At 67.3% G+C, this 26,028-nt stretch carries 26 protein-coding genes; 14 read left to right on the top strand and 12 right to left on the bottom strand.

The features are described 5' to 3' along the window. The first annotated feature begins 19 nt into the window (after positions 1-19). Both CXY76_RS06120 and gntP read left to right on the top strand, forming a co-directional pair. Entirely contained in the window at positions 20-3,001 is a 2,982-nt protein-coding gene (locus tag CXY76_RS06120; protein WP_104163347.1) for an FtsK/SpoIIIE domain-containing protein, read from the top strand. Between the two features lie 174 nt (positions 3,002-3,175). Beyond that, entirely contained in the window at positions 3,176-4,540 is a 1,365-nt protein-coding gene (gntP, locus tag CXY76_RS06115; protein WP_104163346.1) for a gluconate permease GntP, read from the top strand. Between the two features lie 39 nt (positions 4,541-4,579). Here gntP and ald read toward each other — a convergent pair whose 3' ends face one another. Next, positions 4,580-5,695: an alanine dehydrogenase gene (gene ald, locus CXY76_RS06110; protein WP_104163345.1), complete on the bottom strand. Its 1,116-nt coding sequence runs from the start codon at positions 5,693-5,695 to the stop codon at positions 4,580-4,582. Positions 5,696-5,952: 257 nt separating this feature from the next. Between ald and CXY76_RS06105 the strand changes: the two genes are divergently transcribed. From CXY76_RS06105 to CXY76_RS06090, 4 genes are read left to right on the top strand one after another with little or no spacing between them, the layout of a single operon-like run. Continuing rightward, the gene (locus CXY76_RS06105; protein ID WP_104163344.1) at positions 5,953-7,167 is read left to right on the top strand and encodes a spermidine/putrescine ABC transporter substrate-binding protein; all 1,215 of its coding nucleotides are present in this window, start codon (positions 5,953-5,955) and stop codon (positions 7,165-7,167) included. A gap of 3 nt (positions 7,168-7,170) precedes the next feature. Continuing rightward, positions 7,171-8,373 (top strand): ABC transporter ATP-binding protein, encoded by a 1,203-nt coding sequence (locus CXY76_RS06100; protein WP_104163343.1) that lies wholly within the window; start codon positions 7,171-7,173, stop codon positions 8,371-8,373. Further along, entirely contained in the window at positions 8,374-9,291 is a 918-nt protein-coding gene (locus tag CXY76_RS06095) for an ABC transporter permease (RefSeq protein ID WP_104163342.1), read from the top strand. It abuts the gene before it with no gap. After that, positions 9,288-10,097, top strand: coding sequence for an ABC transporter permease (locus CXY76_RS06090; RefSeq protein ID WP_233199603.1), 810 nt, complete (start codon positions 9,288-9,290; stop codon positions 10,095-10,097). Before CXY76_RS06095 ends, CXY76_RS06090 begins: the two co-directional genes overlap by 4 nt. Here CXY76_RS06090 and CXY76_RS06085 read toward each other — a convergent pair. Further along, positions 10,094-11,803, bottom strand: coding sequence for a BCCT family transporter (locus tag CXY76_RS06085; RefSeq protein WP_104163341.1), 1,710 nt, complete (start codon positions 11,801-11,803; stop codon positions 10,094-10,096). The genes CXY76_RS06090 and CXY76_RS06085 overlap by 4 nt on opposite strands. Between CXY76_RS06085 and CXY76_RS06080 the strand changes: the two genes are divergently transcribed. Beyond that, positions 11,775-12,593: a cob(I)yrinic acid a,c-diamide adenosyltransferase gene (locus tag CXY76_RS06080; protein ID WP_369826082.1), complete on the top strand. Its 819-nt coding sequence runs from the start codon at positions 11,775-11,777 to the stop codon at positions 12,591-12,593. The genes CXY76_RS06085 and CXY76_RS06080 overlap by 29 nt on opposite strands. Here the strand turns inward: CXY76_RS06080 and CXY76_RS06075 are convergent. Beyond that, complete coding sequence (locus CXY76_RS06075; protein ID WP_104163339.1) at positions 12,590-13,630, bottom strand: asparaginase; 1,041 nt, start codon at positions 13,628-13,630, stop codon at positions 12,590-12,592. The two genes, CXY76_RS06080 and CXY76_RS06075, sit on opposite strands and share 4 nt — an antisense overlap. A gap of 2 nt (positions 13,631-13,632) precedes the next feature. Next, positions 13,633-15,015 carry a 4-aminobutyrate--2-oxoglutarate transaminase gene (gabT, locus tag CXY76_RS06070; protein ID WP_104163338.1) on the bottom strand — a complete coding sequence of 461 codons (1,383 nt, stop codon included), beginning with the start codon at positions 15,013-15,015 and terminating at the stop codon, positions 13,633-13,635. 89 nt (positions 15,016-15,104) lie between these two features. Between gabT and CXY76_RS06065 the strand changes: the two genes are divergently transcribed. Then, positions 15,105-15,593, top strand: coding sequence for an OsmC family protein (locus CXY76_RS06065; protein WP_104163337.1), 489 nt, complete (start codon positions 15,105-15,107; stop codon positions 15,591-15,593). On the opposite strand, the gene CXY76_RS06060 is transcribed toward CXY76_RS06065, so the two are convergent. Further along, positions 15,590-16,126 (bottom strand): MarR family winged helix-turn-helix transcriptional regulator, encoded by a 537-nt coding sequence (locus tag CXY76_RS06060; RefSeq protein ID WP_104163336.1) that lies wholly within the window; start codon positions 16,124-16,126, stop codon positions 15,590-15,592. The two genes, CXY76_RS06065 and CXY76_RS06060, sit on opposite strands and share 4 nt — an antisense overlap. A gap of 86 nt (positions 16,127-16,212) precedes the next feature. On the opposite strand from CXY76_RS06060, the gene CXY76_RS06055 reads away from it, so the two are divergent. Further along, on the top strand, positions 16,213-16,803 hold the full coding sequence (locus CXY76_RS06055) for an NAD(P)H-dependent oxidoreductase (RefSeq protein ID WP_104163335.1): 591 nt from the start codon (positions 16,213-16,215) through the stop codon (positions 16,801-16,803). Positions 16,804-16,916: 113 nt separating this feature from the next. Here CXY76_RS06055 and CXY76_RS06050 read toward each other — a convergent pair whose 3' ends face one another. Together CXY76_RS06050 and CXY76_RS06045 are read right to left on the bottom strand one after the other, a co-directional pair. Then, positions 16,917-18,260: an aminotransferase class III-fold pyridoxal phosphate-dependent enzyme gene (locus CXY76_RS06050; RefSeq protein WP_199190208.1), complete on the bottom strand. Its 1,344-nt coding sequence runs from the start codon at positions 18,258-18,260 to the stop codon at positions 16,917-16,919. A 110-nt stretch (positions 18,261-18,370) separates the two neighbouring features. Continuing rightward, positions 18,371-18,826 carry a MarR family winged helix-turn-helix transcriptional regulator gene (locus tag CXY76_RS06045; protein ID WP_104163334.1) on the bottom strand — a complete coding sequence of 152 codons (456 nt, stop codon included), beginning with the start codon at positions 18,824-18,826 and terminating at the stop codon, positions 18,371-18,373. A 70-nt stretch (positions 18,827-18,896) separates the two neighbouring features. Here CXY76_RS06045 and CXY76_RS06040 point away from each other — a divergent pair, with 70 nt between their 5' ends. From CXY76_RS06040 to CXY76_RS06030, 3 genes are all read left to right on the top strand, one after another. Then, positions 18,897-19,265, top strand: a complete 369-nt coding sequence (locus tag CXY76_RS06040) for a VOC family protein (protein WP_104163333.1) — start codon at positions 18,897-18,899, stop codon at positions 19,263-19,265. A 177-nt stretch (positions 19,266-19,442) separates the two neighbouring features. Next, positions 19,443-20,006, top strand: coding sequence for an RNA polymerase sigma factor (locus tag CXY76_RS06035; RefSeq protein ID WP_104163332.1), 564 nt, complete (start codon positions 19,443-19,445; stop codon positions 20,004-20,006). Continuing rightward, a complete protein-coding gene (locus tag CXY76_RS06030; protein ID WP_146073384.1) occupies positions 19,999-20,787 on the top strand; it encodes a hypothetical protein in 789 nt (262 codons plus the stop codon). The genes CXY76_RS06035 and CXY76_RS06030 overlap by 8 nt, the downstream gene beginning before the upstream one ends. On the opposite strand, the gene CXY76_RS06025 is transcribed toward CXY76_RS06030, so the two are convergent. After that, on the bottom strand, positions 20,776-21,738 hold the full coding sequence (locus CXY76_RS06025) for a DMT family transporter (protein WP_104163330.1): 963 nt from the start codon (positions 21,736-21,738) through the stop codon (positions 20,776-20,778). The two genes, CXY76_RS06030 and CXY76_RS06025, sit on opposite strands and share 12 nt — an antisense overlap. 72 nt (positions 21,739-21,810) lie before the next feature. Between CXY76_RS06025 and CXY76_RS06020 the strand changes: the two genes are divergently transcribed. Continuing rightward, entirely contained in the window at positions 21,811-22,713 is a 903-nt protein-coding gene (locus tag CXY76_RS06020) for a LysR family transcriptional regulator (RefSeq protein WP_104163329.1), read from the top strand. 16 nt (positions 22,714-22,729) lie between these two features. Here the strand turns inward: CXY76_RS06020 and CXY76_RS06015 are convergent, their stop codons facing one another. The 3 genes from CXY76_RS06015 to pip form a co-directional block, all read right to left on the bottom strand. Beyond that, positions 22,730-23,047 carry a transcriptional regulator gene (locus CXY76_RS06015; protein WP_255408459.1) on the bottom strand — a complete coding sequence of 106 codons (318 nt, stop codon included), beginning with the start codon at positions 23,045-23,047 and terminating at the stop codon, positions 22,730-22,732. Beyond that, complete coding sequence (locus CXY76_RS06010; RefSeq protein WP_146073383.1) at positions 23,037-23,504, bottom strand: hypothetical protein; 468 nt, start codon at positions 23,502-23,504, stop codon at positions 23,037-23,039. Before CXY76_RS06010 ends, CXY76_RS06015 begins: the two co-directional genes overlap by 11 nt. Before the next feature lie 95 nt (positions 23,505-23,599). Further along, the gene (pip, locus tag CXY76_RS06005; RefSeq protein WP_104163327.1) at positions 23,600-24,556 is read right to left on the bottom strand and encodes a prolyl aminopeptidase; all 957 of its coding nucleotides are present in this window, start codon (positions 24,554-24,556) and stop codon (positions 23,600-23,602) included. Positions 24,557-24,782: 226 nt separating this feature from the next. Between pip and CXY76_RS19205 the strand changes: the two genes are divergently transcribed. Continuing rightward, on the top strand, positions 24,783-25,106 hold the full coding sequence (locus CXY76_RS19205; RefSeq protein WP_146073382.1) for a hypothetical protein: 324 nt from the start codon (positions 24,783-24,785) through the stop codon (positions 25,104-25,106). Here CXY76_RS19205 and CXY76_RS06000 read toward each other — a convergent pair whose 3' ends face one another. After that, entirely contained in the window at positions 25,107-25,751 is a 645-nt protein-coding gene (locus CXY76_RS06000) for a Pr6Pr family membrane protein (RefSeq protein ID WP_233199600.1), read from the bottom strand. Positions 25,752-26,028: the final 277 nt, after the last annotated feature.

Raw genomic sequence — 26,028 nt, 5'->3', positions numbered from 1 at the left:
ATGCGGGTGTGCTGGAGGCATGACCCATGCCCCCGAGCCGCCCACCATCGACCCGATCCGGCTGCCGACCCCGCCCGCGCCGCCCGGTCGTCCCGGCTTTCCCCTCATCGCCTGCGTGGCACCCCTGATCGCCGCCGGACTGATCTGGGCGATCACCGGGTCGGCGCTAGTGCTCGTCTTCGCGGTCCTCAGCCCCATCATCGCCGTCGCGGGGCTCGTCGACGGGCGCCGGTCCAGCTCACGGCAACGCCGCCGGGACGTCGTGGGCTACGCGGCCCAGATGGCCGAGGCGGCGGATGCCGTCGATCAGGGGCTCGCCCGGTTGCGGCGCGAGGCCTGGCGTGCCGCACCCTCGGTGCACCGGATGCTCCGTGACGCCCACGATCCGACTCGCTGGGCCGACCCGGCGGCGGCCTCTCTCGTGCTCGGGGCCGGCCCGGTCCCCAGCGGCCTGCGTCTGGAGGGCGGTGACAACGCCGAGCAGCGCGAGTTGCGGGCCCGGGCGGCGGTCCTCGACGGTGCCCCCATCACGGTGGATCCAGCCGGCGGCATCGGACTGGTCGGACCCGGTCTGGTCGTCAGGGCGCTGGCCCGAAGCCTGGTCGTGCAGCTGGTCGGCCAGTTCAGCCCCCGCGCCCTGGGCGTCCGGATTCCGGCCGGCCACGACTGGGCCTGGGCGGCCGGGCTCCCGCACCGGTCGGCGGTGTCACCGGCAGGGTGGCTCACGATCACCGGGAGCACGCCAGGCCCGCCAGGCCCGCCAGACCCGCCCGGTCGGCCCGGTCAGTCAGGGGGATCCGGCGGTGACTTTCGGATCGCGCTCGCCGAGACCGGCGCCGCGCTCCCACCGGGGTGCGCGACCATCGTGCGGGTCCACGGAGCGAGTGAGGCTGAAGTCGTGCGGCTGGGCGGACAACCGGCCGCCCTGCACTTCGTGCCGTACCTGGTGGCGGAGCAGCAGACCTCCGGTTTCGGCGCGATGCTCGCGCGTGCGGCCGAGACGGCCGGGCTGGCCGGCTCCGAGGACGCGCTGCCGGAGACCGTCGCCTTCGCGCCGCTCTGCTCGGGCTGGGTGACAGCTCCCGGAGCTGGAGCCGACCGTGCCGACCGTGCCGACGGTTCGCCGGGTGGCCTCGCCTGCGTCATCGGGATGGGGGAGCACGGACCCCTGAGCGTGGACCTCGTGACCGAGGGGCCGCACGCCCTGGTTGGCGGCACGACGGGCAGCGGCAAGAGCGAACTCCTGGTGACCTGGGTGGCAGCGCTGGCCGCCCGGTACCCGCCGAGCCAGGTCACCTTCCTGCTCGTCGACTTCAAGGGCGGAGCGGCGTTCGACACCGTGCGGGAGTTGCCGCACTGCGTGGGACTGATCACCGACCTCGACGACCGCGAGGCACTCAGGGCCCTGGCCAGCCTCGCCGCCGAGCTGCGGCACCGGGAACGGGTGCTCCGCGACACCGGCGGCCGCGACATCACCGACCCGCGCAGCGCCGGGCGGCTGCCGCGCCTGGTCATCGTGGTCGACGAATTCGCCACCATGCTGGACGCCTTTCCCACCTTGCACGCCCTGTTCGTGGACATCGCCGCTCGTGGCCGGTCGCTGGGGGTTCACCTGGTGCTGTGCACGCAGCGGCCGGCCGGTGTGGTGCGCGACGCCCTGCTGGCCAATTGCAGTCTGCGGCTGTCGCTGCGGGTGAACAACGCCGCCGACAGCCAGGCCGTGATCGGGTCGGATGCCGCCGCCCGGATCGACGCGGTCCGGCCGGGCCGGTGCGTGGTGCGCAGTGGGTCGGCAGCCGCGCAACCCTGCCAGGTGGCCACAACGACCGACACCGACATCCAGGCCGTCCTGAATGGCGCGCCGGCTTCTGGACAACCACCGCGGCGGCCCTGGCTTGACCCGCTGCCTCGGCTGGTTACGGCAACGCAGGTCGCCGCGCTCGCCGCCGGGGGCCCGCCGTCGCCGGCGTTCGTGCTGGGCCTGATCGATGAGCCCGAGCTGCAGCGCTACACCGTGGCCGGGTACGACCCACGGGCCGACGGCCACCTGCTGGTGGTGGGCGGTGCGGGAACGGGCAAGTCGACGCTGCTGGCGGCGATCGCCGCCCAGGCACCGCACCGGGTCGACCTCATCCCGGCCGATGTCGAGGCCACCTGGGACGCCCTGGTGCGGGCCAGGGCCGCACTCGACGGCCTCGCCGGCTCGGCACCGTCCGGTGGCCGGCGACACGATGCCGGTCCCGAATGCCGGGTGCTGTTGTTCGATGACATCGACGCCGTACTCGCCCGGTGGGGCGAGGAACACCGTGCCGCCGCCCTCGACCTGCTCACCGGACTCCTGCGTGACGGCGGCCAGAGCGGTCTGCGCCTCGTGGTGACCGGGCAACGGCTCACCGGGGCGCTGCAGGCCCTGCCCGCCCTGTGCCAGAGCCGCCTGGTGCTGCGGCTGCCCAGCGTGTACGAGCACCAGGCAGCGGGAGAACCGGCAGCGAGCTACGACGAAACCGTGCCGCCAGGGGGAGGACGCTGGCGGGGTGCGCGCATCCAGCTGATGCAGGCCGAGCCCGCCGGGCTCAGCCACGAACCCGCCGCCGTCCCGTCCGCGCTGTTCGACGCCGGCGCGTCCACCCGGGTGCTGCTCGTGGTCGCCGGCTCCGCCGCACGTACCGCCGCTGCAATTCGGTCTGCCGCCGCACCGGCCTTCCCCCACGTCGCGCTGCTCGGCGCGCACCCGTCGGCCGGTACCCCGGAGGATCGCGTGGTGGTCTCGGACGTCGCCGCCGGTACCGTGCTGGTGGGCGACGCGGACACCTGGCAGGCGCACTGGTCGTTGCTGACCGGGTTGCGCGGGGTGGCGCCGCTGGTCTTCGACGGCGCCAGCCTGGCCGACTTCCGCCTGGTGACCCGCCGACGAGACCTGCCGCCGCCGCTGGCTCCGGGCAGTTCGCGGGGCTGGCTGGTGCGACCCGACGGCACGGTGCACCGGGTGACGGTGCCGTAGTTCCGTCAGCGATCCCGATTCGCCCACTGCCAGACTCACGGCCCTCATCGCCGGCGACGGCATGCTGATTCGGCCTGGACTTGCCGCTGCGGCCACTTTTGGCATCCGGTTGCCAAAATTCATGAGAGGCTGGAGATCTCGGGGTCTGCCCCGCAAAGACGCTGGGAGGTTGCCATGGAATGGCTCCACATTCTTTGGGTTGTGCTGGGTATTGGTCTGATGCTCTTGCTCAACATCAAGTGGAATATCAACGCGATGCTGGCGCTTTTGCTCGCTGCGCTGTTCATCGGGTTCCTCGAGGGCTCATCGCCCCTCGACCTGCTCGATACGATCCTGAACGGGTTCGGCTCGACACTGGGCTCCCTCGCGATCATCGTCGTGTTCGGTGCGGTGATCGGCAAACTCATGGTGGAGTCCGGTGCCGCCCACCAGATTGCCAAGACCCTGATCGACAAGTTCGGTGTCAAGTTCGTCAAATTCGCGATGGTGATCGTCGGCGCTGTCTTCGGACTGGCGATCTTCTACGAGGTCGCATTCATCATCCTGGCGCCGCTGTTGATCTCAGTTGCCGTCGAAGCGAAGATCCCCTTCCTCAAGCTCGCCATCCCTGCGGTCGCCGCGGCCACGACGACGCACTCCCTGTTCCCGCCGCAGCCCGGCCCCGTGGCGCTTGTGGACGCCTACGGCGCCGACACCGGGATGGTCTACATCCTCGCCATCATCGTGGCGATCATCACCATCGCCGTCACCGGATGGGTGCTCCCGAAATTTCTGGGCAACCTCGACCGGCCGATCCCCAAACTGCTGCGGGCGGAAAATCCGGTTGACGAGGCCGAGATGCCATCCTTCGCCATCTCCCTCTTCGTGCCGTTGATCCCGGCGATCATCCTGATCTCCGCGACGATTGCGAACATCTGGCTCACCGAGGGCACCATCGCTCACGAGTGGGTGAACTTTCTCGGGTCCTCCCCGGTCGCCGTGACCATCGCCATGATTGGTGCGTTCTACTTCTACGGGGTCCGGCCCAAACGCGGGATGCGACCTACCCGTGGCATCGCCTGGGCCATGAGCGGATTCGACGATGCTGTCAAGGGCATCGCCATGGTGGTCATGATCATCGGTGCCGGAGGTGCACTGAAGCAGGTCATCATCGACTCCGGAATCGGTGATTACATCGGGTCCCTCATGACGGCAAGCTCGATCTCGCCGTACATCATGGCGTGGCTCATCACAGTGCTCATCCGGCTGGCCACCGGTCAGGGAGTGGTCTCTGCCATCACCGCGGCCGGCATCATCGCCGCCGCGCTGATGGACCCGGCAACCGGTCAACTTGTTGGCGTCAACCCTGCCCTGCTCGTCATTGCGACGGCGACAGGTTCCAACACCCTCACCCACGTCAACGATGCCTCATTCTGGCTGTTCAAGGGCTACTTCGACTTGTCGGTCAAGGACACGCTGAAGACCTGGGGGCTGCTGCAGCTTTGCAACTCGCTCGTTGGCCTGGCTGTTGTGATGCTCCTGTCCCTGTTCATCGGTTAGGGGCATGGACCGCCGGCCGGGCCGCGGGCATCGCCAGGCTTAGCCGAGGACCTCGGCGAGGGGGCGGAACGGCAGGGCATTGGCGGCGGCGACCGGCGCGTTCGTCAGGACGCCGCCGTGGGTGTTCAGCCCCAGCGCCAGCGCGGCATCGGAGCGAAGAGCCGCAAGCCAGCCCAGGTTCGCGATGGCCCGCACGTAGGGCAGGGTGGCGTTGGTGAGGGCGTAGGTCGACGTGCTCGGCACCGCACCCGGCATGTTGGCCACGCAGTAGAACAGCGACCCGTGCACGGTGAAGGTGGGCTCGGTGTGGGTGGTGGCGTGGGTGTCGGCGAAGCAGCCGCCCTGGTCGACGGCGATGTCCACGAGAACGCTGCCCGGCTTCATCCGCGACACCAGCTCGTTGCTGACCAGCTTGGGCGCCTTCGCGCCCGGGATCAGCACTGACCCGATGACCAGGTCGGACTGCACGAGCGCCGTGTCGATCTCGAACGCGTTCGACGCGATGGTCTTCACCCGCCCGTAGTACAGGGCATCCAGCTCGCGGAGGCGGAAGAGGTTGGTGTCCAAAACGGTGACCTCGGCGCCCAGGCCGATCGCCACCTGCATGGCGGCGGTCCCGGCGACCCCGCCGCCGAGAATGGTGATCCTGGCCGGATGAGTGCCCGGCACACCCGGCACGAGCAGGCCGGGGCCGCCGTTGGGCTTGAGCATGGCGTTCGCGCCGACGATCGGAGCCAGCCGGCCGGCGACCTCGCTCATGGGAGCCAGCAGGGGCAACGCCCGGCTGGGCAGCTGCACGGTCTCGTAGGCGATGCACGTGACGCCGGCCGTCAGCAGCGCCTGCGTGAGGCCGGCTTCCGCGGCCAGGTGCAGGTAGGTGAAGAGCACGAGGTCGTCCCTGAAGTAGCCGTACTCGCTCGGCACGGGCTCTTTCACCTTGAGCAGCAGCTCGGCCCCGGCCCAGGTTGATGCGGCGTCGGGCATGATCGTGGCACCGGCGGAGCGGTACTGCGCGTCCGTGATCGACGAGCCGACCCCCGCACCGGTCTCGACGAGCACCTCGTGCCCGTGGAGCACCAGGTCGTGGACGCCGGCCGGGGTGATCGCCACCCTGAACTCGTTGTTCTTGATCTCGCGCGGGACTGCAACTCGCATGACGCTCCTGAGCCTGGTGGGAACAGTCTGGTGAGGGCCAGCCTGGGAGCAGCCTACTGCGGCTGGTTCGCCGATTCCGAACGCAACGACCGAGAGACAACGACGAAATCGGTTGATAATTGCGGGAATGTTAACGTTTTGATCATTTTATGGCGCGCTCGGTGCCGACTGTGCCACTATCGGTCCACTCGTCACGCAGCGGGCCGGGGCGTTCCCGACGCTTTTCGAAGCCGCTGAAGAATGCAAGGAGACCGCCCATGTCGCCCAGGCCGATGCCCGCAGACCCGATGATCCAGCAGCTCATTCGTCAGGCCAGGCAGGCTCAGCTGGGTCGGCGGACGCTCCTCACCGGCGCGGGGGCGACAGCGGCGGCGCTGGCGCTCGCCGCGTGTTCGACCGGCAGTGCGGCCCAGCCGACCGCCGCGGCCGACGCGTCCGAGAGCGAGAAGACGCTGCGTTGGGACAACTGGGCGCTGTACATCGACGTGGACGACGCCGGGGACTATCCGACCCTGGCGGCCTTCACCGCCGAGACCGGCATCACGGTGAAGTACACCGAGGCCGTTGACGACAACAACACCTACTACGGCAAGGTCAAAGACCAACTCGCCCTCGGCAAGGACATCGGCGCCGACACCGTCTGCCTGACCGACTGGATGGTCGGCCGGCTCGCCAGGTTCGGTTACCTGCAGGAACTCGACCACGCGAACATCCCCAATCTGGCCAACCTGCTGCCCACCCTCAAGAACGTGGACTTCGACCCGGGCCGGGCCCTGTCGGTGCCCTGGCAGGGCGGCTTCGCGGGCATCTGCTGGAACAAGGAGAAACTCCCCGACGGCATCGGCTCGGTCGAGGAGCTGTGGAACACTCCCGAGCTCAAGGGCCGTGTCGGCGTGCTCTCCGAGATGCGCGACACCATGGGCCTGATCATGCTCGATGCGGGCGTCGACATTGCCGGCGACTGGGGCGACGAGGAATTCACCGCCGCGATCGACGTGCTCACGAAGCAGGTCAGCGACGGCCAGGTGCGCAACATCAAGGGCAACTCCTACAAGGAAGACCTCGTCAACGGCGACAGCCTCGCAGCCATCGTCTGGTCGGGTGACATCGTGCAACTCAACGCCGAGAACGGCGACAAATGGGGCTTCGTGGTGCCGGAGAGGGGCGGCACCATCTGGAACGACAACTTCGTGGTGCCGATCGGCTCAGCACACAAGGCCAACGCCGAAGCCCTGATCAACTACTATTACGACCCGGCCGTCGCCGCCGAGGTCGCCGCGTACGTGAACTACATCACCCCCGTCGCCGGTGCCAGGGAGGCGGCCATGGAGATCGACCCCGAGCTCGCCGAGAACCAGCTGATCTTCCCCGACGACGCCACCCTCGCCAAGGCCAAGGTGTTCCGCACCCTCACCGGCGCCGAAGAACAAACCTACGGCGCGCAGTTCCAGAGCATCCTGCTGGGAGCCTGAACCGTGTCCCGCGGCGCCTTCGCCGATCGGGGTGCCGACCTCGAGCTGGTCGGAATCCAGAAGCGCTTCCCCGGCTTCACCGCCATCGAACACCTGGACCTCGTCATTCCCGCCGGCTCGTTCTTCGCGCTGCTCGGCCCGTCGGGCTGCGGCAAGACCACCACCCTGCGCCTGGTGGCAGGGCTGGAAGACCCCACCGGCGGCCGCATCCTGATCGGCGGAGCGGACGTCACCGCCCAGAAGGCCTACCAACGGCCGGTGAACACCGTCTTCCAGAGCTACGCGCTCTTCCCGCATATGACTGTGCTCGAAAACGTGGCCTTCGGGCTGCGGCGCCGCAAGATCCCGGATGCACTCGGCAAGGCCACTGAGGCGCTCCGGCTCGTCGAACTCGGCCACCTGGCCGCGCGTAAGCCCGTGCAGCTCTCCGGCGGCCAGCAGCAGCGGGTGGCGCTGGCCAGGGCGATCGTGAACCGGCCGGCGCTGTTGTTGCTCGACGAGCCGCTCGGCGCGCTCGACCTCAAGTTGCGCCGGCAGATGCAGCTTGAACTCAAGACCATCCAAGAGGAGGTCGGCCTCACCTTCCTGCACGTCACCCACGACCAGGAGGAGGCCATGACCATGGCCGACACCATCGCGGTGATGAACAAGGGCCGGATCGAACAGCTGGGTGCGCCGGAGCAGCTCTACGAACTGCCCAAGACCGCGTTCGTGGCGAACTTCCTCGGCCAGTCCAACCTCTTCACCGGGCCGGTGGTGGGGGAGACCAGCACGGCCATCACCGTCGACATCGCCGGTCGCAGCATCGTGGTGCCCAAGACCCGCTCGCACCGGCACGCCGGCGACGTCACCATCGGGGTGCGCCCGGAGAAGCTCACCCTGCACCGGGACAAACCGGTCCCCGGCTCCGGCCACAACGTGATGGGCCCCGGCCGGGTGACGGATGTGTCCTTCACCGGCGTGAGCACCCAGTACCTCGTGCGTGTGCCCGGCGTCGGCATCCTCATAGTCTTCGCACAGAACCGATCCTTCGGGCCGGTCGAGGGCGAAGGGGACGAGGTCTGGGTGACCTGGAACGTCGAGCACGGCTTCGGCCTCGACGACGACCCCGTGGCTCCGGACCCCAGGTTCGTCGCCGACACCACCACGAAGAGCATCGCCGCACAACGCCGCGCCGCTCTCGTCACGGAGCTCGAGGAGGCCTAGATGGCCTTCGCCGCGTTCGCCAGCACCGCCGCCGCGCCAACGGATGCGCCGCCGCGCCGCCGCAGCCGCGTGGCGCTGCTCCTGCTCCTGCCAGGCATCCTCTACCTGGTGCTGTTCTTCCTGGCGCCGCTGGTGTCGCTGATCCTCACCTCGCTGCAGGCGCCGAGCGAGTTCGGCGACATCGGCATGTACAGCTACGCGTTCCGCTGGGAGAACTACGTCGAGGTGATCGCCCAGTACTGGCCGCACATCCTGCGCTCGTTCGGCTACGCGCTCATCGCCACGGTCCTGGCGCTGCTGTTCAGCTACCCGCTGGCCTACTTCATCGGCGTCACCGCCCGGCGCTGGCCGCTGCTGCAAAGCCTGATGCTCGTGCTCGTGATCGCGCCGTTCTTCATCAGCTTCCTGCTGCGCACCCTGGCCTGGAAGCAGCTGCTCTCCGACGAATCGTTCCTCGTCACGTCGCTGAAGGCAGTCTCGCTGCTGGCCCCGGACGCCCACCTCACCGGCACCGCGTTCTCGGTGATCTTCGGTCTGACCTACAACTTCATCCCGTTCATGACCCTGCCGCTCTACACCACCCTGGAGCGCCTCGACCTGCGCTACCTCGAGGCCGGCAACGACCTCTACGCGAGCCGGTTCCACACCTTCCGCACCGTCACCATCCCGCTGTCGATGCCCGGCATCGTGGCGGGCACGCTGCTCACCTTCATCCCCGCGGCCGGCGACTACATCAATGCCAGCCGGGACTTCCTCGGCGGTGCGGACACCCAGATGATCGGCAATGTGATCGAGGCGAACTTCCTGGTGCTGCTGAACTATCCCGCGGCGGCATCGCTGTCGATCATCCTGATGACCGTGATCCTGGTGGTCGTGGGCGTCTACGTGAAGCGAAGCGGAACCGAGGAGCTGCTGTGACCCGTCTCTCGCTCGGCAAGTGGCTGCTGCCGCTGTACGCGGCGCTCGCGCTGATCTTCCTGATGGTGCCGATCGTGTACACCTTCATCTTCTCGTTCAACGACTCGCTGAAGTCCAACATCACCTGGCGCGGCTTCACCCTCGACAAATGGCTGAACGTCTGCGCGGTGCAAAACGGTGCCGTCTGCGAGGCCTTCGGCAACAGCCTGATCATCGGTCTGGCCGCCACTCTGATCGCAACGACCCTCGGCACGATGATCGCGATTGCCCTGGTGCGCTACCGGTTCAGGTTCCGGGCCGGCACCAGCCTGCTGCTGTTCCTGCCGATGGCCACCCCGGAGGTGGTGCTCGGTGCGGGGCTGGCCGCACAGTTCCTTTCGCTCGGCGTGCCCAAGGACATGTTCACGATCATCCTGGCGCACACGATGTTCTGTATCAGCTTCGTGGTGGTGACGGTGAAGGCCCGGGTCGCCGGCCTGGACCCGGCTCTCGAGGAGGCGGGTCGGGACCTGTACGGATCGCCCGGTCAGGTGTTCGCCCGGATCACCTTCCCGCTGCTGCTGCCGGGGATCCTCGCCGCCGCACTGTTGTCGTTCGCGCTGAGCTTCGACGACTTCATCATCACCAACTTCAACTCCGGGGCGGTGACCACGTTCCCGAAGTACATCTACATTTCGGCGTCACGGGGCATCCCGGCGGAGGCCAACGTGATCGCCTCGGCGGTGTTCATCCTGGCGTTGGTGATCGTCGTGACCGCGCAGGTCGCCGCCGCCGCCCGCGCCAAGCGCCGGGGCCGCCTCGGCTAACCCCGTTCCTCGTCGACGGGCGGGGAGGCGGCATCCGCCGGCGGGCCGTCGCCGTCACCGTCGGTGGCCGGCCTGGTGAACGGCACGGTGCCGAGAACCTCGGAGGACGTGCGCACCGGCCCGACCGTGCGTTTACGCAACGGGTCGCGGCGCAGGTCCACGTACAGGGACACGCACAGGCCGATGATGATCAGCACGAACGGGGTCGCGGCCAGGATCGTGAACGTCTGCAGCGCCCCCAGACCGCCCACGAACAGGAGCACCGCGGCGACGGCGCCGGTGAGCACCGCCCAGAAGATCACCAGCGGCTTCCATGGTTCCTTGCGGCCGCGACTCGAGAGAGTTCCGAGCACGAGGGCACCGGCATCCGCCCCGCTGACGAAGAACACCGCCGTGAGCACCATCACCACCAGGGCAGAGCCGATGAAGAACGGGTACTGCTGCAGGGCGGCGAAGAACCCGGCCGCCTCGTTGCCGGTGCCGGCGATGTCGATGCCGCCCAGCTGCAGATGCAGGCCGGCCCCACCGAACACGACGAACCAGAGGATGCTGACCGCCGTGGGCACCAGGAGCACGCCGAGGACGAATTCGCGGATGGTGCGGCCGCGGGAGATCCGAGCGATGAAGGTACCGACGAACGGGGTCCAGGAGATCCACCACGCCCAGTAGAAGATCGTCCAGCTGGCCAGCCAGTCGCTGCCGCCGAACACCGCCGAGTGGAAGCTCATCGGAACAAGATCGGCCAGGTACGCGCCGATTGCCGAGGGCAGCAGGTTCAGGATGAACACGGTCGGCCCGACCACGAAGACGAACACCACGAGCACGCCGGACAGCACCATGTTCGTGTTGCTGAGCCACTTGATCCCCTTGGCGAGCCCGCTCGCGGCAGAAAACACCACGCCCACCGTGAGCACGCAGATGATGATGATCGGCAGGGCGGTGCCAGGGTCGTCGGCGAACTCGCCGGTGGTCAGCAACGAGAAGCCGGCCGCGATCTGCAGCGCACCCAGCCCGAGGGACGTCGCCGAGCCGAACTTGGTGCAGATGATCGCCAGGATATCGATCGGCTTGCCCCAGCCCTTGGTCTCGATCCGCTCCTTGCCGAACAGGGCCTGGAACGGGGAGCTCATCAGGTTGCCGCGGCCCATCCGGTAAGTCGAGTAGGCCAGGGCGAGGCCGACAACCGAGTAGATCGCCCACGGATGCAGACCCCAATGGAAGAAGGTGTATGCCATCGCCGCGTTGGCGGCGTCCGGGCTGTTCGGCGCCGCGTCGACGAACGGCGGCGGGGATGCCAGGTGGGTGACCGGTTCGAAGACGCCGTAGAACATCAACCCGATTCCCATGCCGGCGCTGAACATCATCGATACCCAGGACAGCGTCGAGAACTCGGTTTTCTGCCCCTCGCGGGAGAGCGGGATGCTGCCGTACCGGCCGAACGCCAGCACCAGCGCGAAGACCACGAAGCCGGAGGCCCCCAGAATGAACAGCCAGCCCAGGTTGCTGGTGACCCAACCCAGGGCTGCTGACGCGCCGGCGCCCACAGCATCGGTGAAGAACACGCCGAGCAGACAGACCACCAGGATGATTCCGGCGGAGACGCCGAAGACTGTTTTGTCTACAGTGGCCCAGCCTGTGCGGGCGGGATCGTCGACCGCGTCCCCGAGCGCGGATTTGATGTCGTCGTCGGAAAAGCGTCTGGACATGGTGCTCCTTGCCGACCGAACAGGCTCCGATCAACTTTCATTGTGCACAATCAGTGGCGTAGTGGCGAAAGTAGTGGCCCGTGGTCTGAATCAACGGTACGTGGATTCAGGGGACATTACTATAGTGGCCGCTATGGCTAAACTCGATGAATCCGGAACCGCTGGGCCCTCTTTGTATACCGGTCGAGGTGATTCCGGACGTACCACCTTCGGTCGGCACGGCGTCGTGGCTAAGACCGATGTGCGCGTCGCCGCCTACGAGGAGTGCGACGAGGCCAATGCGCAGGTGAGTGTGGTGATGGCCGTCGGCAACCTGCCGATCGGGATCACGTCCACCCTGGCGAGCGTGCAGAACGACCTGTTCGACCTGGTCGCCGACCTGGCCGTGCCGCTGGATGCCGCCGAGCCCGCGACCGCGCGCATCCGAGAATCCCACCTGACCCGCCTGGAGCGGGCCGTCGACCATTTCGAGCCGGATGCCGCCGACCTCAGTGGCCGCGTGCTCCCCGGCGGCACCGTCGCCGCCTCGCTGCTCTACCAGGCGCGTGCCGTGGTGCGGCGAGCCGAACGGGCGGTCTGGGTCGCCGTCGAGGCGTATCCTTCAGCGGTCAATCCGCTGTGCGCACGCTACCTGAACCGGCTGTCGACACTGCTGTTCGTGCTCGCGCGGGGCGCGAACGCCGAGCACGGTGACGTGCAGTGGGCGCCGGAGGCGTCGGCGCTGGCGATGGCACAGGAAGACGGCGGTGCCGATGACGCGGCTACGGACGGAGCGAGCGAGCGTCCCTAGACGTAGCTGGCGCGGATCTGGCCGATCGGCTGGCCGCCACCGTGCACGGCGACCTTCAGTTCGGGGATGATCGCGTCGATGTCGGCCCGAGGCACGGCGCCGGCATCCGCCAGCAGGCTCAGCGCCACGACGGTGGCCGCGCGCAAGTTGCCGTCGAGGATCTTCAGCGCCACCGTGGTGCCGTTCTCGGCTGAGGCCACCATGATGCCCTCGGCCCCGCCCTTGACGAACAGGCCCAGGCGCTCGATGGCGATCGAGTCCGGCAGGCCGGGCCCGGCGATCACCCAACCGTTTTCCCGCACCGCCTCGGCCAGGAACCCGGCCTCACGGTAGATGGCGAACGGTGAGCTCGACTTCGACGTGGCGATGCGGGCGATGCCGCGGGCCAGGGCAGTCAACGACAGCGCGTGCACCGGGGCGCCGCAGCCGTCGATGCCGGTCGCGGCCGGACGCTCGCCGGTGAACCGTTCGACGACGTCGAGAATGCGCTTCTGCAACGGATGCTCGGGGTCCAGATACCCGGTGACCGGCCAGTGGTTCTGCACACAGGCCACGAGCATCGCCGCGTGCTTGCCCGAGCAGTCCGAGTAGATCGGGGCAGGGCCGGCGCCCTGGCGCACCAGGGAGTCGCGCGTGCCCGAGTCGCCCGGCCAGGTGGGCGTGCAACCGAGGTCGGCCTCGGAGAGACCGGCGCGGGCCAGCAGGCCGCGCACCAGGTCGGTGTGCTTCTGGGTGCCCGAGTGGCTGGACGTCGCGATCGCGGCATCCTCCCCACGCAGAACCACGCCGCTGGCCATGACCGCGATGGCCTGGAACGGCTTCATCGACGAGCGAGGGAAGACCGGTGCGTTGACGTCGCCGAGGGCGCGGAGCACGGCGCCGTCACTGCCGAGCACGACGGCGGCGCCCGCGTGGCGGGACTCGATGAAGCCGGAGCGTTCCACGACGGCCAGTTCGACGGCGTCGATCACTTCGATGGTTCCCGCGGTGGAAGGCGCTGCGGCGCCGAAGGCGGCAGGCGAGGTCGACGTCGTCACGATTACAGGGTCGCCATCGCGTCGTCGATGACCGACAGGGCGTCGGCCAGCAGGGCATCCGTCACGGCCAGGCTCGGCAGGAACCGCAGCACGTTGCCGTAGGTGCCGGCCGTGAGCAGCAGCACACCGTGCTGCGCCGCGTAGGCGGCGATCGCGGTGACCGCGGCGGCGTTGGGTGCCTTGGTCGTGGTCTGGGTGCCGGGCTGCACGAGTTCGATGGCGATCATGGCGCCGCGGCCGCGGATGTCGCCGATGATGTCGTGCTTGTCGGCCAGCGCGGTCAGGCCGGCGCGGAGGGTCTTCTCGATGCGCTGGCCCTCGGCGAGCAGGTTGTTGTTCTCGATGGCCTCGAACACCGCGATCGCAGCGGCGCAGGCGACGGGGTTACCGCCGAAGGTGCCGCCGAGCCCGCCGGGCTGCGACGCGTCGAGGATTTCGGCGCGGCCGGTCACGGCGGCCAGCGGCATGCCGCCGGCGATGCCCTTGGCCACCAGGACCAGGTCGGGCTCCCAGCCGAAGTGCTCACTGGCGAAGTAGGCGCCGGTGCGGGCCATGCCGCTCTGGATCTCGTCGGCGATCATCACGACGCCGTGCGCGGTGCACCACTCCTGCAGCAGCGGCAGGTAACCCTCGGCGGGAACCATGAAGCCGCCCTCGCCCTGGATGGGCTCGACGACCAGGCAGGCCAGGTCGCTCGCGCCGATGACCTTCTCCAGGTACGCGATGGTGCGGGCGGCGGCCTCGGCGCCGCTGAGGCCGTCGTGATACGGGTACGAGCTGGGGGCGTGGTAGACGTCGCCGGCCAGCGGGCCGTAGCCGGTGGCGTACGGTGCGGCCTTGTAGTTCATCGCCATGGTGAGCACGGTGCGTCCGTGGTACGCGTGGTCGAGCACCGCCACGGCGCGGCGGCCGGTGTACTTGCGGGCGATCTTCACACCGTTCTCCACGGCCTCGGCGCCCGAGTTGATCAGCACGGTCTTCTTGGCGAAGCTGCCGGGGGTGTGTGCGGCGAGCAGCTCGGCAACGCGCACGTACTCCTCGTACGGCGTGATGGTGAACAGGGTGTGCACGAAGTCGTTCAGCTGGCCGGTCGCGGCGGCGACGACGCTGGTCTCCGAGTGGCCGACCGTGGTCACGCCGATGCCGGCGCCCAGGTCGATGAACTGGTTGTCGTCGAGGTCGACGATGATGGCGCCGCTGGCCTTCTTGATGTAGACCGGCAGGGCGGAGCTGACGCCGGTGGAAACGGCGGCGAGGCGTCGCTGGTGCATCTCCGTCGATCGCGGGCCGGGGATGGCCGTCACGATCTTGCGTTCCTGGGTCACCGAGTAGACCGGGGACGAGGGGGCGGATGCGGCAGCAGAATCAGTCAGCGTGTCAGTCATGATCGCGCCAGTTTACCGCCCGCACCAGCGAGCGGCCGGGCCATTCCCTGCGAGAATTGCCAGTAAGCGTGAAACCCGAAGGAGACGCCATGATCGGTGCACATCACTATGCCGTGCAGATCCACTGGACGGGCAACCGTGGCACGGGCACCAGCAGCTATCGGGCGTACGGCCGCGACCATGTTCTCACCTCGTCGGGCAAGGAGCCGATCGCCGGATCGGCCGACCGCACCTTCCACGGCGACGCGGACCGGTGGAACCCCGAGGAGCTGCTGCTGGGAGCGCTCAGCCAGTGCCACCTGCTCTCGTACCTGCACGTGGCCGCCAAGCACGGGGTGGTCGTTGTCGGCTATTCCGACGACGCCATCGGCACCATGGCGCAGACGGCGGATGGCGGTGGCCACTTCACCGCCGCCACCCTGCGTCCCCGGGTCACCATCGCCGACCCCGACCAGGCGGAGCTGGCCCAGTCCCTGCACGCCGAGGCCGGCAAGGCCTGCTTCATCGCCGCGTCGGTCAACTTCCCGGTCGGCCACGAACCGGTCACCATCATCGCGGAACCGGCCTCGCTGCTCTAAGCGGAAGCCTTCGGGCCGAGTGTCGCGCCGGTGGCGGCGAGTGCCTCACCCAGCTTCGTTGTCGTCGTCACCGCCCGGTCCAGTTCGGTGCGCGTGAACCGCGTGGCCGTTTCCAGCTGGGCGGCGCAGATTGCGTCGTCGGCCGCACGAACCGTCGAGCGACCGGCAGCGGTCAGTCGGATGCGTCGCTCCCGCCGAGAATGCGGTGCCGGGTCCGGTTCCACCAGCCCGTCCGCCAGGGCGGCATCGACCAGCCGGCTGATGGTGGACTTCGTCAGGTTGAGGAGCGTGGCGATGTCCTGCTGTTTGAGGCAGTCGTTCTCGGTGTCAAGGGTGCGCAGCACTGCGAATTGGCTCAGATTCAGCCCGGTGGAGCGCCTGACTGCGTCTTCGGCCTGGCGGTCCAGCAGGGCGGCGCTGTGACGCAGGGCCAACCACCACTCGACGAACGGGTCGCTGTTCGTCGACGCGGCCGGCTGGGCTGGCCGGTCGATCGGCCCTGGACCCTGGGGTGCGGCTGCGCTGTTCGTCACCGGGCCAGTCTACGCCGCGGGTGCCCCGAAACAGTTGCTCATCGAATGGTTGCGTGCGGAACGGTTGCGCGTGTAACGTTTGCCGTATGCGAACACTCTTCATCATCGATCATCCCTATCAGGGCAGCTTCTCCCGAGCACTGTTGGCGGCGGCGATGGCCGGCGCGGAGCAGGCCGGTCATGACGTCGACCTCATCGACCTCGCCGCCGACAAGTTCAACCCGGCCATGACGGCGCCGGAATTGAACGCGTGGCGATCGGGGGAGTCGCTGGATCCACTCGTGCTCGACTACCAGGCCAAGCTCGGCCGGGCGGACCACGTGGCCTTCGTCTTCCCGATCTGGTGGATGAACATGCCGGCTGGCACCAAGGGATTCCTCGACAAGGTGCTGCTGCCCGGCGTCTCCTACGACGAGCCCAAACCGGGCGGCCGGCTGGTGGGGCGTTACGGGTCGCTGGCCTCGGTCACCGTGCTGACCACCAGCACCACGCCGACGCTCTGGTACCAGCTGTTGTTCGGGCGTCCCGCGGTGCGGGCGCTCTTCGCCGGCACGTTTGGGCTGATCGGCGTGCGCAGGCTCCGGTGGCTCAGCCACGGCAACATCTCCCGCTCCGACGCCGCCACGCGCACGGCCTGGTTGCGCCGAGCCTCCCGCCGCTTCGCCGGGCTGGCCTGACCGGCTGCCCCGCCACGCCCGCACAAACGCCCCCGCCCAAACCGCGAAAGCGGCCCAGCGGCTGCCTCCGCAAGCGGAGGTGACCACTGAACCGCTTTCGCGATGTGCAGCTCTTACTTCTGGGTGGCCGCGAACAACGTGAGGGCCTCTTCGAGTACCGAGGCGGCATCGTCGATGAGGGCTTCGGAGATGACCACAGACGGCATGATCCGCAGCACGGAGTCCCAGCTGCCGGCATCCAGTGCGATGACGCCATTGGTGGTGGCGTGCTTGAGCACGAACGCGAGCGCCTCGGGGAACGGCTTCTTGGTGCCGGGGTGAACGAGCTCCACACCGAACATGGCGCCCTTGCCGCGCACGTCGCCGACGATGTCGAACTTGTCGGCCCAGTCGCCGATACGGGCCCAGAGGGCCTTCTCCACGCGCTTGGCCTCGTCGAGCAGGTTGTCGCGCTCGATGATGTCGAACACGGCCAGGGCCGCCGCGGTCGAGACCGGGTTGCCGCCGAAGGTGCCGCCGATGCCGCCGGGCTGCACGGCATCCATGATCTCGGCGCGGCCGGTGACGGCGGCCAGTGGGAAGCCGCCGGCGATGCCCTTGGCGGTGGTGACCAGGTCGGGCACCACGCCGTGGTGCTCGATGGCGTACCAGGCGCCGGTGCGGGCGATGCCGGCCTGGATCTCGTCGGAGACGAAGACGATGCCGTTCTCGGTGCAGAACTCGCTCAGGCGCTTGAAGTAACCGGGGGCGGGGATGACGATGCCGCCGTCGCCCTGGATCGGCTCGACGAAGAACGCCGCGATCTCTGACGCGCCGATGTGCGTCTGGATGTAGTCGATCGTCTTTTCGGCGGCTTCCTCGCCGGACAAGCCGTCCTGGTAGGGGTAGCTGGTGGGCACGCTGTAGATCTCACCGGGGAACGGGCCCATGCCCACGCGCTCCGGCCACGGGCGGTAGGTCATTGCCATGGTGAGGTTGGTGCGGCCGTGGAACGCGTGGTCCAGGCTCACTATGGCGCGGCGACCGGTGTACTTGCGGGCGATCTTCACCGCGTTCTCCACGGCTTCGGCTCCGGTGTTGACCAGGATCGAGTGCTTCTCGAAGTCACCCGGGGTGATCTCGGCGAGCTTCTCGGCGACGCGCACGTAGTTCTCGTACGGGGTGACGGTGAACAGCGTGTGGGTGAGCTTGCCGGCCTGCATGGCGGCGGCCGCGGCGACCTCCGGGTTGGCGTGGCCGATGGTGGTCACGCCGATGCCGCAACCCAGGTCGATGATCTGGTTGCCGTCCACGTCGACGAGGATCGCTCCCGCGCCATGGTCCATGTAGATGTTGGCGAGGGTGCCCGCACCACGAGACACGGCGCGAACGCGTCGTTCCTGCAGCGCGATTGACCGTGGGCCCGGGAGGGCGGTGACGAGCTTGCGCTCCTGGCTGACCGAGAAGGAAGAAGACATGCCCCCCAGCTTACGGAGGTCGGCTGGGTGGGCGCCCCGCACCGCCAGGCAGCTGGGCATTCGTGCACGGCGACTGCGACAGGCCCTCGGGAGCGGGCGTTTCGGTGTGGCTACGCTCCACCGTCGTCGTCGGTGCGCAGGGAGCGGATCATGCTCTGCAGGATGTTGTGCGCGCCGGACTGCTCTTCCTGTGTCATGCCGCCCAGCATCCTCACCTCGACGGATCGGACCGCAGCGGTCGCCTTCTCGAGGCTCTGTCGACCGCGTGGCGTGAGCTGCGCGGGAAGGACTTTCCCGACCCGAGCCTCCGCCGGGCGGGTCACGTATCCGTCTCGTTCCAGGGTTTGCAGCAGCACATTCATCGATTGCCGTGTCACGAACGCTCCTCGCGCCAGCTCGGAATTGGACAGGCCGGGGCGCTGTGCGAGCAATTCGAGGCAGGAGTAGTGCGTCACGGTCATCCCGAGCGGACGCAATACTGCCTCCATGGCAGCGCGAAGGGCGCTCGACGCCTCTTTGAGCAGGTAGCCCAGTGACGTCTCCAGGTTGATTCCGTCTTGACTCATGTCAGTATTTTGACATACATTGATATGTGTCAGCTAACTGACATTGACGTAAACAGAAAGAAGTATCCCCATGCCCGTCACCGGCCCCGACTTCATCTCCCTTCAAGCACGTGATCTCGCCGCGTCGCAGGCGTTCTACGAGCAGTACCTCGGCCTCGTCCGCTCGCCGGCGGGCCCGCCCCACGCCGTCGTCTTCGAAACGGTCCCGATCGCGTTCGCGCTTCGGGACATCGTTCCCGGCACCGATCTCGCGTCCGTTGCCCAGCCCGGCATCGGGGCCGCGATCTGGCTCCACGCCACCGACGTCCAGGCCATCCACGACGCTCTCGTCGCCGACGGCCACACGATCGTCTCGGCCCCGATCGACGGCCCATTCGGCCGCACCTTCACCTTCTCCGACCCCGACGGCTACCAGGTCACCCTCCACGACCGGGCGTAGGGCGCCGAACGCCGCCGCCCGGCTTGTGACCCGCAAACGGGCGGCGCGCTGACGAATCTGCGGAAAACGAGAATTCGCCCGAACTTCCGCGCCCTCAAATCCCTGGCATGGTGAAATCTCCTATGACCACTTCGCACGTGATTGCAGCGAATTGCTGTGCCGCGGACACTACGTAGTATGAGCGTCTCTGACGAAGCTGACTGGGCTCGCGTAGTAGCAGGCGAGGGTGACGCTTTCGGGCGCATCTTCGACCGGCACCGCGACCGAGTTCGTCGTCATGCCCTGGGACTTGCCCCATCAAGAAGCGAGGCGGAGGACGTCGTCTCCCTCACCTTTCTCGAGGCGTGGCGCAAGCGGGAGAAGATCCGGTTTGTCGACCAGTCGATACTGCCGTGGCTGCTGAAAACTGCCACCTACACGTGTCTGAACATGGCCCGCTCGGAGAGACGTCATCGGGTCGCGCTGAGCAAGCTTCCGGCTGCCGACCCGAGTTGGGATCCCTCGGAGATTGCAGACGACGGTGCAGTGTTCGCCGCGATGCGGCGTCTGACAGCCCATCACCAAGAGATCATCACGCTGTGCGTGCTCGAAGAGCTGTCTGCTGAGGACGTCGCCTCCCTGCTGGGGTTGCGGGCATCTTCGGCTCGATCTCGGCTGTCCCGTGCGCGAGCGCGTCTGCGAGAAGAAATGCTTGAACCGCGACCGCGCGGTGTCCGATCGGAGGGTGTGCCCAATGCCTAATGAAGCAACGAGTCGGGATCAGATGCAGCGCCGTATGCTGGTTGCTCTCGCTGACTCGGCGTCGCTCACGCGTCGACGCCCGAGAACGGTGGCCGCGCTTGCGGTCTTCGCCATTTCGGGGGCTCTCACCGGCGCAGCGGTATCCGCTGCTGCCGCCGTGACCAGCGCGAAGCCGGCCAGCATCTCGTACCAGGCCCCGACGACCGCAATGCTTTCCGCGCTAGTGCCCGGCGATACGCAACTTATCGGCGAGCCGTTCGGCATCGAGGCCGGAGCCGGCCCGGCGACTCTCAACGTCGGTCCGATGCCGGAAGGTGCTACCGAACTCTTCGTCTCGTTTGGTTGCATTGGTGTGGGGACATACCTCACCTCGACCGACGGTGTGGTGACGAGCACCCACTCCTGCAACGGCCCCAATCTGAGTTCTGGGGGTGGGCGCACTGTGACCGGCCCTGGACCGCACACCATTAGTGTCGCCGGAGAGGGCCAATACGTGCTGTGGGCCTCCTGGTCTGCTCCGGCAGCTCTGCCCCCGGCTTCTGCGGAACAGTCCGCGGCGATGGCCGATGGCACCGTGATCGAAGCGGAGTATCGCGAGGGGTTCGCGCGCTATCAACGATGCATGACGGACGCGGGTTATCCCGTCGGTGTGGCCGACTCTCCAGGACCGCTGATCAGCTACTCCAACAGCGGTGCCGCTGTCGATTCAGGCAGCGAAGGGGCCTGCTACGCCGCCGAGTTCGAATTGATCGACATGGCCTGGCAACAATCAAACTTGTGAGCTCGATGCACGAGAGCGGCCTCCTGCCCTGAGGGATGACATGTCCCCTGCGCGTTCGTTGTGGCGGTGCCCGTGCTCGAGGGAGCGGCCCCACGCTGTTCCCGCCAGGATTAGTGCGATGCCGATGTATCCAGCGAGGGCCACGGTGTCACGAGCGATCGTGATTCCGACGATTGCCGCCCAGATCGGCTCAGTTCCGAGGAGGAGGCTCACTCTCGATGGCGAGGTGCGCCGAACCGCCCAGGTTTGCACCAGGAACGCGAAGACTGTGCACGCGAGAACGAGGTAGATGAACAGGACCGCACGTCCAGGGTCGAGGTTGGCAAGGAAGTGCGGGATCGAATCGCCGTAGAACAGTGACGCCGCCGAGAACAGTGTCGCGCAGGTGGCCAGTTGCACCGTGGTGAGGTGAAGCGAGTTCATCGGTGTGTTGCCGGTGAGGCTGAACATCGAGGTCACGTGGATGGCGCGAATGATTGCGGCGCCGAGGATGAGCAGGTCGCCGAGGCTCGGCGCCTGGAAGACGCCGTCGCTGGCGAGCAAGGCGACTCCACTGATTGCAATCATGGCGGCGAGGAAGAACCTGCCGGGCAGGCGGCGGCCGGACACCGCGGAATCGAGAATCGGGGTGAACACGATCGTCAGGCTGATGATGAGTCCGGCATTCGTGGCCGACGTGTTGGCTATCCCGAAGGTCTCGAATGCGAACACGGCCGCCAAGACCATCCCGAGTATCACGCCCGCTCGCAGTTCCGCCGCGGTGATCCGGTTCCGCCGAGCGGCCACAATCGCCGCCATGAGGGAGGCAGCCAGCAGCATCCGTAGCGCGAGGAGTGCCACTACGGAATGTGGCGTGACGAGTTCTTTCGCCACGAGGTAGGTCGATCCCCACGTGGCGGCGACCAGGAGCAACAGCAGGTCGACGTGGAATCGGCTGAATAGAGCAGGCATTCCACCATCGTCCGGTTGGCCGCCACGTAAGACAAGAGAGGAGTTTTGTGCCGAATGCTTTAGTTTGAACTTATGGAACTGGGTCAGCTGCGCGCGCTGAGGGAGCTGGGCGACCGGGGCAGCATTGCCGCCGTCGCCGCGGCCCTGTACGTCACGCCATCGTCGGTATCGCAACAGATCACCGCTCTGCAACGTCACTCGGCCGCTCCGTTGACGTTCAGAGACGGCCGGCGGACCGCGCTCACCGACGCCGGGCGTGCCCTGGCGATGGCGGCGATCGACGTGGAAGTGGCGCTCGAACGCGCCCGACAGGCGGTGGCACTTTTCCAAGGCGATCCGCTGGGCACCGTTTCAGTGGTGGCCTTCCACAGTGCGGGCCTGGCCGTCTTCGGTCCGCTGGTAACCGCGTGCGCGAGTCCTGAGCGGCCCGACGTCCGGCTGAGCGATTTCGATGTGGCTCAAGAAGACTTCCCCCTTCTCACGGCCGATCATGATCTTGTCCTCGCACACAGGCTGGTCGGTAGCCCGTCGTGGCCGGGGTCGGTGCGTGTTGAACCGCTCCTGTACGAGCCCCTGGATATCGCTGTCCGACGCGATCACCCACTCGCGGCGAAAGCCGCGATCGAACCCGCGGATCTTCACGATGAGGCGTGGGTCGCGGTGCACGAAGGCTTCCCGCTCACGCAGGCTCTCTCCGTCATTGCGGGAATCGGAGGGAGTGAAACACGCATCCTGCACCGGATCAACGAGTTCTCGGTTGCTGCCGCAGTTGTCGAAGCGAGTGGTTGCGTGGCGCTGATGCCCCGGTACACGACCGACTTGGGCGACCACCCGGAGTTAGTCCTTCGTCCGCTCGCTCAACCCGGCCTGGGACGGCACATCGACTGCCTGGCTCGACCTGAAACTCTTGAGCGCAACAACGCGAAGGCAGTCCTGGCGCAGATCAGGGCGATAGTCACGACGCTCAGCCGCTGAGACTCAGGGTCGGTGTCTACTGGGTCAGCGAGGTGGCAATGGCCTGCAGTGCCGTGACGTGGCGGGCGAAAGCCGATCGTCCCGCTGGGGTTAGTCGCACCCAGACACGGCGCCGACCGGAACGGGTCGCGTGCAGTTGTTCAACGTATCCAGCCGCGACTAGCGCTGCAATCTGCTTGCTCAGCGCAGAGTCGCTCACTTCCAGGGCACCGCGGAGGACGGCGAACTCTTCCTTGGTCACCGGTTGCAGGAGTGCGCAAATACGCAGGCGCTGGATGGGGTGGATGGCTGGGTCCAGCCCAGTTTCCGCTTCTACGGATCTCTCACTCGACACGATCGCTGACCACCCGCGCCCAGTTCCGGTCCATGCGTGGCCCACCGACAACAGCCACGGTGAAAAGGAGAACGGCAACAACAGGCGGGAGCCACCACCAACCGTGCGCGTTGTAGAGAGCCGTGTTGAGACCACCGAGGACGCCTGCAAGGAGGGCGAAGCCGATGAGCGGCAGCCACATCGTCCCGGTCAGTTTGATATTCCGGACCGTGGAGGGCTGTTTCCAAGAAGCAAAGAGGCCGATGGTAATCAACAGCACCGGCGCCGCGATTAAGGTGACAATCGGAGACCAGCTCAGGCCGAGCGGGATCACGGCGAATACGGCGAGAAACAGGCCCACCATGGTCCAGTATCGACGTGGACGCTGCAGCCGTCGAACGTTCGCTTCCCGCACGTCGTCTAGGGCGCCGAGCGCTGCGTGGACGTCACTATCCGAGACAGGCTTCTGATTTTCCATATTGGAAAGTGTACTGCTAGCTTTCCCGGCTGGAAAGTCAGCAACGGAGAGGGCCTGTTTTCGGGCGGCAGTGCGGCCCGTGGCTGGGGAGTGCGTCAGGTGGCGAATGCGTCGGAGGCGGAGCAGATGGCTTCGGTCGTGAGGGGTCCGCCGTGCCCTTCAGACTCGATGATGACGAGCTCGCTGGCCGGCCATGCTTGGTTCAGCAGCCAGGGCGTGACGGCCGGCCCGCTCACGTCGCGTCGGCCGTGGATCAGGACCGCGGGGATGCCGGCCAGCTCCTCGACCCGCTCGAGGATGGCCGTTCCGCCGCTTGGCAGGAAGCCGTCGTGAGCCCAGTAGTGCGTCACCAGGGTCGCGAAGACGAGGCGTCGGACGGGGTCCTCATGCAATGGCCCCGGGCGCCAATTCGGGTCCAATGAAATGTGCACCGACTCCCAGTCATCCCATTCCTGTGCCGCCCGATCGCGGTCGTCGTCGTCGCCGAGGGCCAGCCGTCGGGCGTATGCCTCCACGACTCGTTCCCCGGGCCGACGACAGGACTGAGCATCCAACCGTGCCCACGCCTCCGGGAAGAGCCGCCCGACGGTTTCGGTGATCCAGTCGACCTCCGCCCGGCTGGTGGTTGTCACCGCGGCCAGAATCAGCTCGGTGACCCGGTCGGGATGCGCGAGGGCGTAGGCGAGCGCGAGGGTCGTGCCCCACGAGATCCCCGAGACGAGCCACCGCTCCACATCCAGGTGAGTCCGCACGGCCTCGATGTCGGCAATGATCGCCTGGGTGGTGTTCGACGGAAGCTGATCGAGGGAGTCGATGACGAGGGGGCGGCTGCGTCCGCATCCGCGCTGGTCAATGCCCACGATCAGATACCGCTCCGGATCGAACCCGCTCCGGTAGCCGCCTGCGCCTAATCCGCTCCCCGGACCCCCGTGCAGGAACAGCGCCGGTTTGCCCAGCGGGTTGCCCGAGAGCTCCCAGTAGACCTGGGTGTGGTCGGGCATTGTGAGCAGCCCGGTATCGAAGGGCTGGAGCGGTGGGTACGGCACGACCATGAGCCTACGAGAGAACTCTGCAGCAACCGTTCGTAGGTCGTCCCGGCCAGCGGTCCGATGCTGTGTCGCTAAATGCGTGAGCCCTGAGGAGGCCTCAATGAGTCGTCGGCGCATCACCCTTGCTTCGTTGGCGTTGGCCGGTGCCCTGGCCCTGGCAGGTTGCAGTGCAGGCACCCAGACTGCTCCGTCCGCGACGCCAGCATCCGCGGGGTCTACGACTGACACCATGACGTGTACCGGCTTCAATGACGTGCTGACGATTGCCGCGAATGCCGATGCTGGTCTTCGCGATGGTCGAATGGCGGCTCAGGAACAGCAGGGTTGGTACCGACTGGCCGTGCGTGTACTGGATGGCGTGCCAACCCGTGGGGAGGGCGCGGTCAGTGACGCAGCTGCGGTGCTGAAGAACGCAGCGCCGGCGATCGACCTCGGTGCCATGGGAACGACCGGCATCGGGTCCGCGGAGTGGAACAGCGGCCTCGAGGAGCTGTCTGCCGCCTGCACCGAGGCGGATGCCGAGACGGCCGTTGAAATGTTCACCGGCGGCTGATCAGGTGCTTGTGGCCGTGAGGTCGATGCCGCGTGATCTGCTGGCAGTCCAGACAAGCGCGCCAGCGGCGATGATCGCCGCAAGCAGCCCGACAATGTGGACGGTGAGCGAAGCGATACCGCGTTCGGGGAGGAGGAACCCGTATGGAACCCACCCGTCGGTCACGCCGCGGATCAGGACCGCGGTCAGCCACAGAATCGGGTAGGGGAGGAGCATCCAGAGTCTTCGCCAGGGCAAGCGCGGGCGGTCGCCGATGAGTAGCCAGTCGAGCGCGACGAGGAGCGGGAAGACGACGTGGAGGAGGGCGCTCACCCAGGGCGGTGCGGACCCTGTTCCCGGGACGAGAAGGTTGTAAATCACCGCGACGACGAGCAAATATGCCGTGGCGATTCCTCGCAAGAAGGTCAGCGAGACAGGGACGCGTCGGCCGCCAACGATAAGTACCCCGGTAGCGAGCAGAACGAGGCTAGTGAGCAGACTCGTCTGGTTGGTGAAGTATCCGAAGTAGTCGAACGGGTTGCCGTCTCCGACAGCAATGCGCACGGCGTAGAAGTAGACGAGAACAGCCGTGATCAACAGGCCGCTGGCTGCACGGCCGATCCCCACCAGGGCTGCCCTCGGGTGGAGCGCTGCGTCAGACGTCACAAGCGACAGCCTAACGAGGGCGGACACTCACCAAGGAAGACCGAGGGCGAATCCACCGGAGAACAAGACCGTGCCGAGGCCCAGCAGCGCGAGTAGGCCGAGAGCGATACATGCGGGCGTCGCCAACCAGCCGCGCAGTTGTGGCCGTTTGGAGACAAACGGAACAGCGAGTGGAGGTACCAGCATCAAGCCCCCGTCGAGCGCAGCCGGTGCGAGCCTCACAGCGGGAGCTGGACACGGTCCGACGAGCGAACACCTGGTCGGGATGCCCTGGGCC

It is taken from the genome of Cryobacterium sp. N22, from assembly GCF_002929555.1.
Lineage (GTDB): Bacteria > Actinomycetota > Actinomycetes > Actinomycetales > Microbacteriaceae > Cryobacterium.
This window is presented reverse-complemented; position numbering and strand designations above follow the sequence as displayed.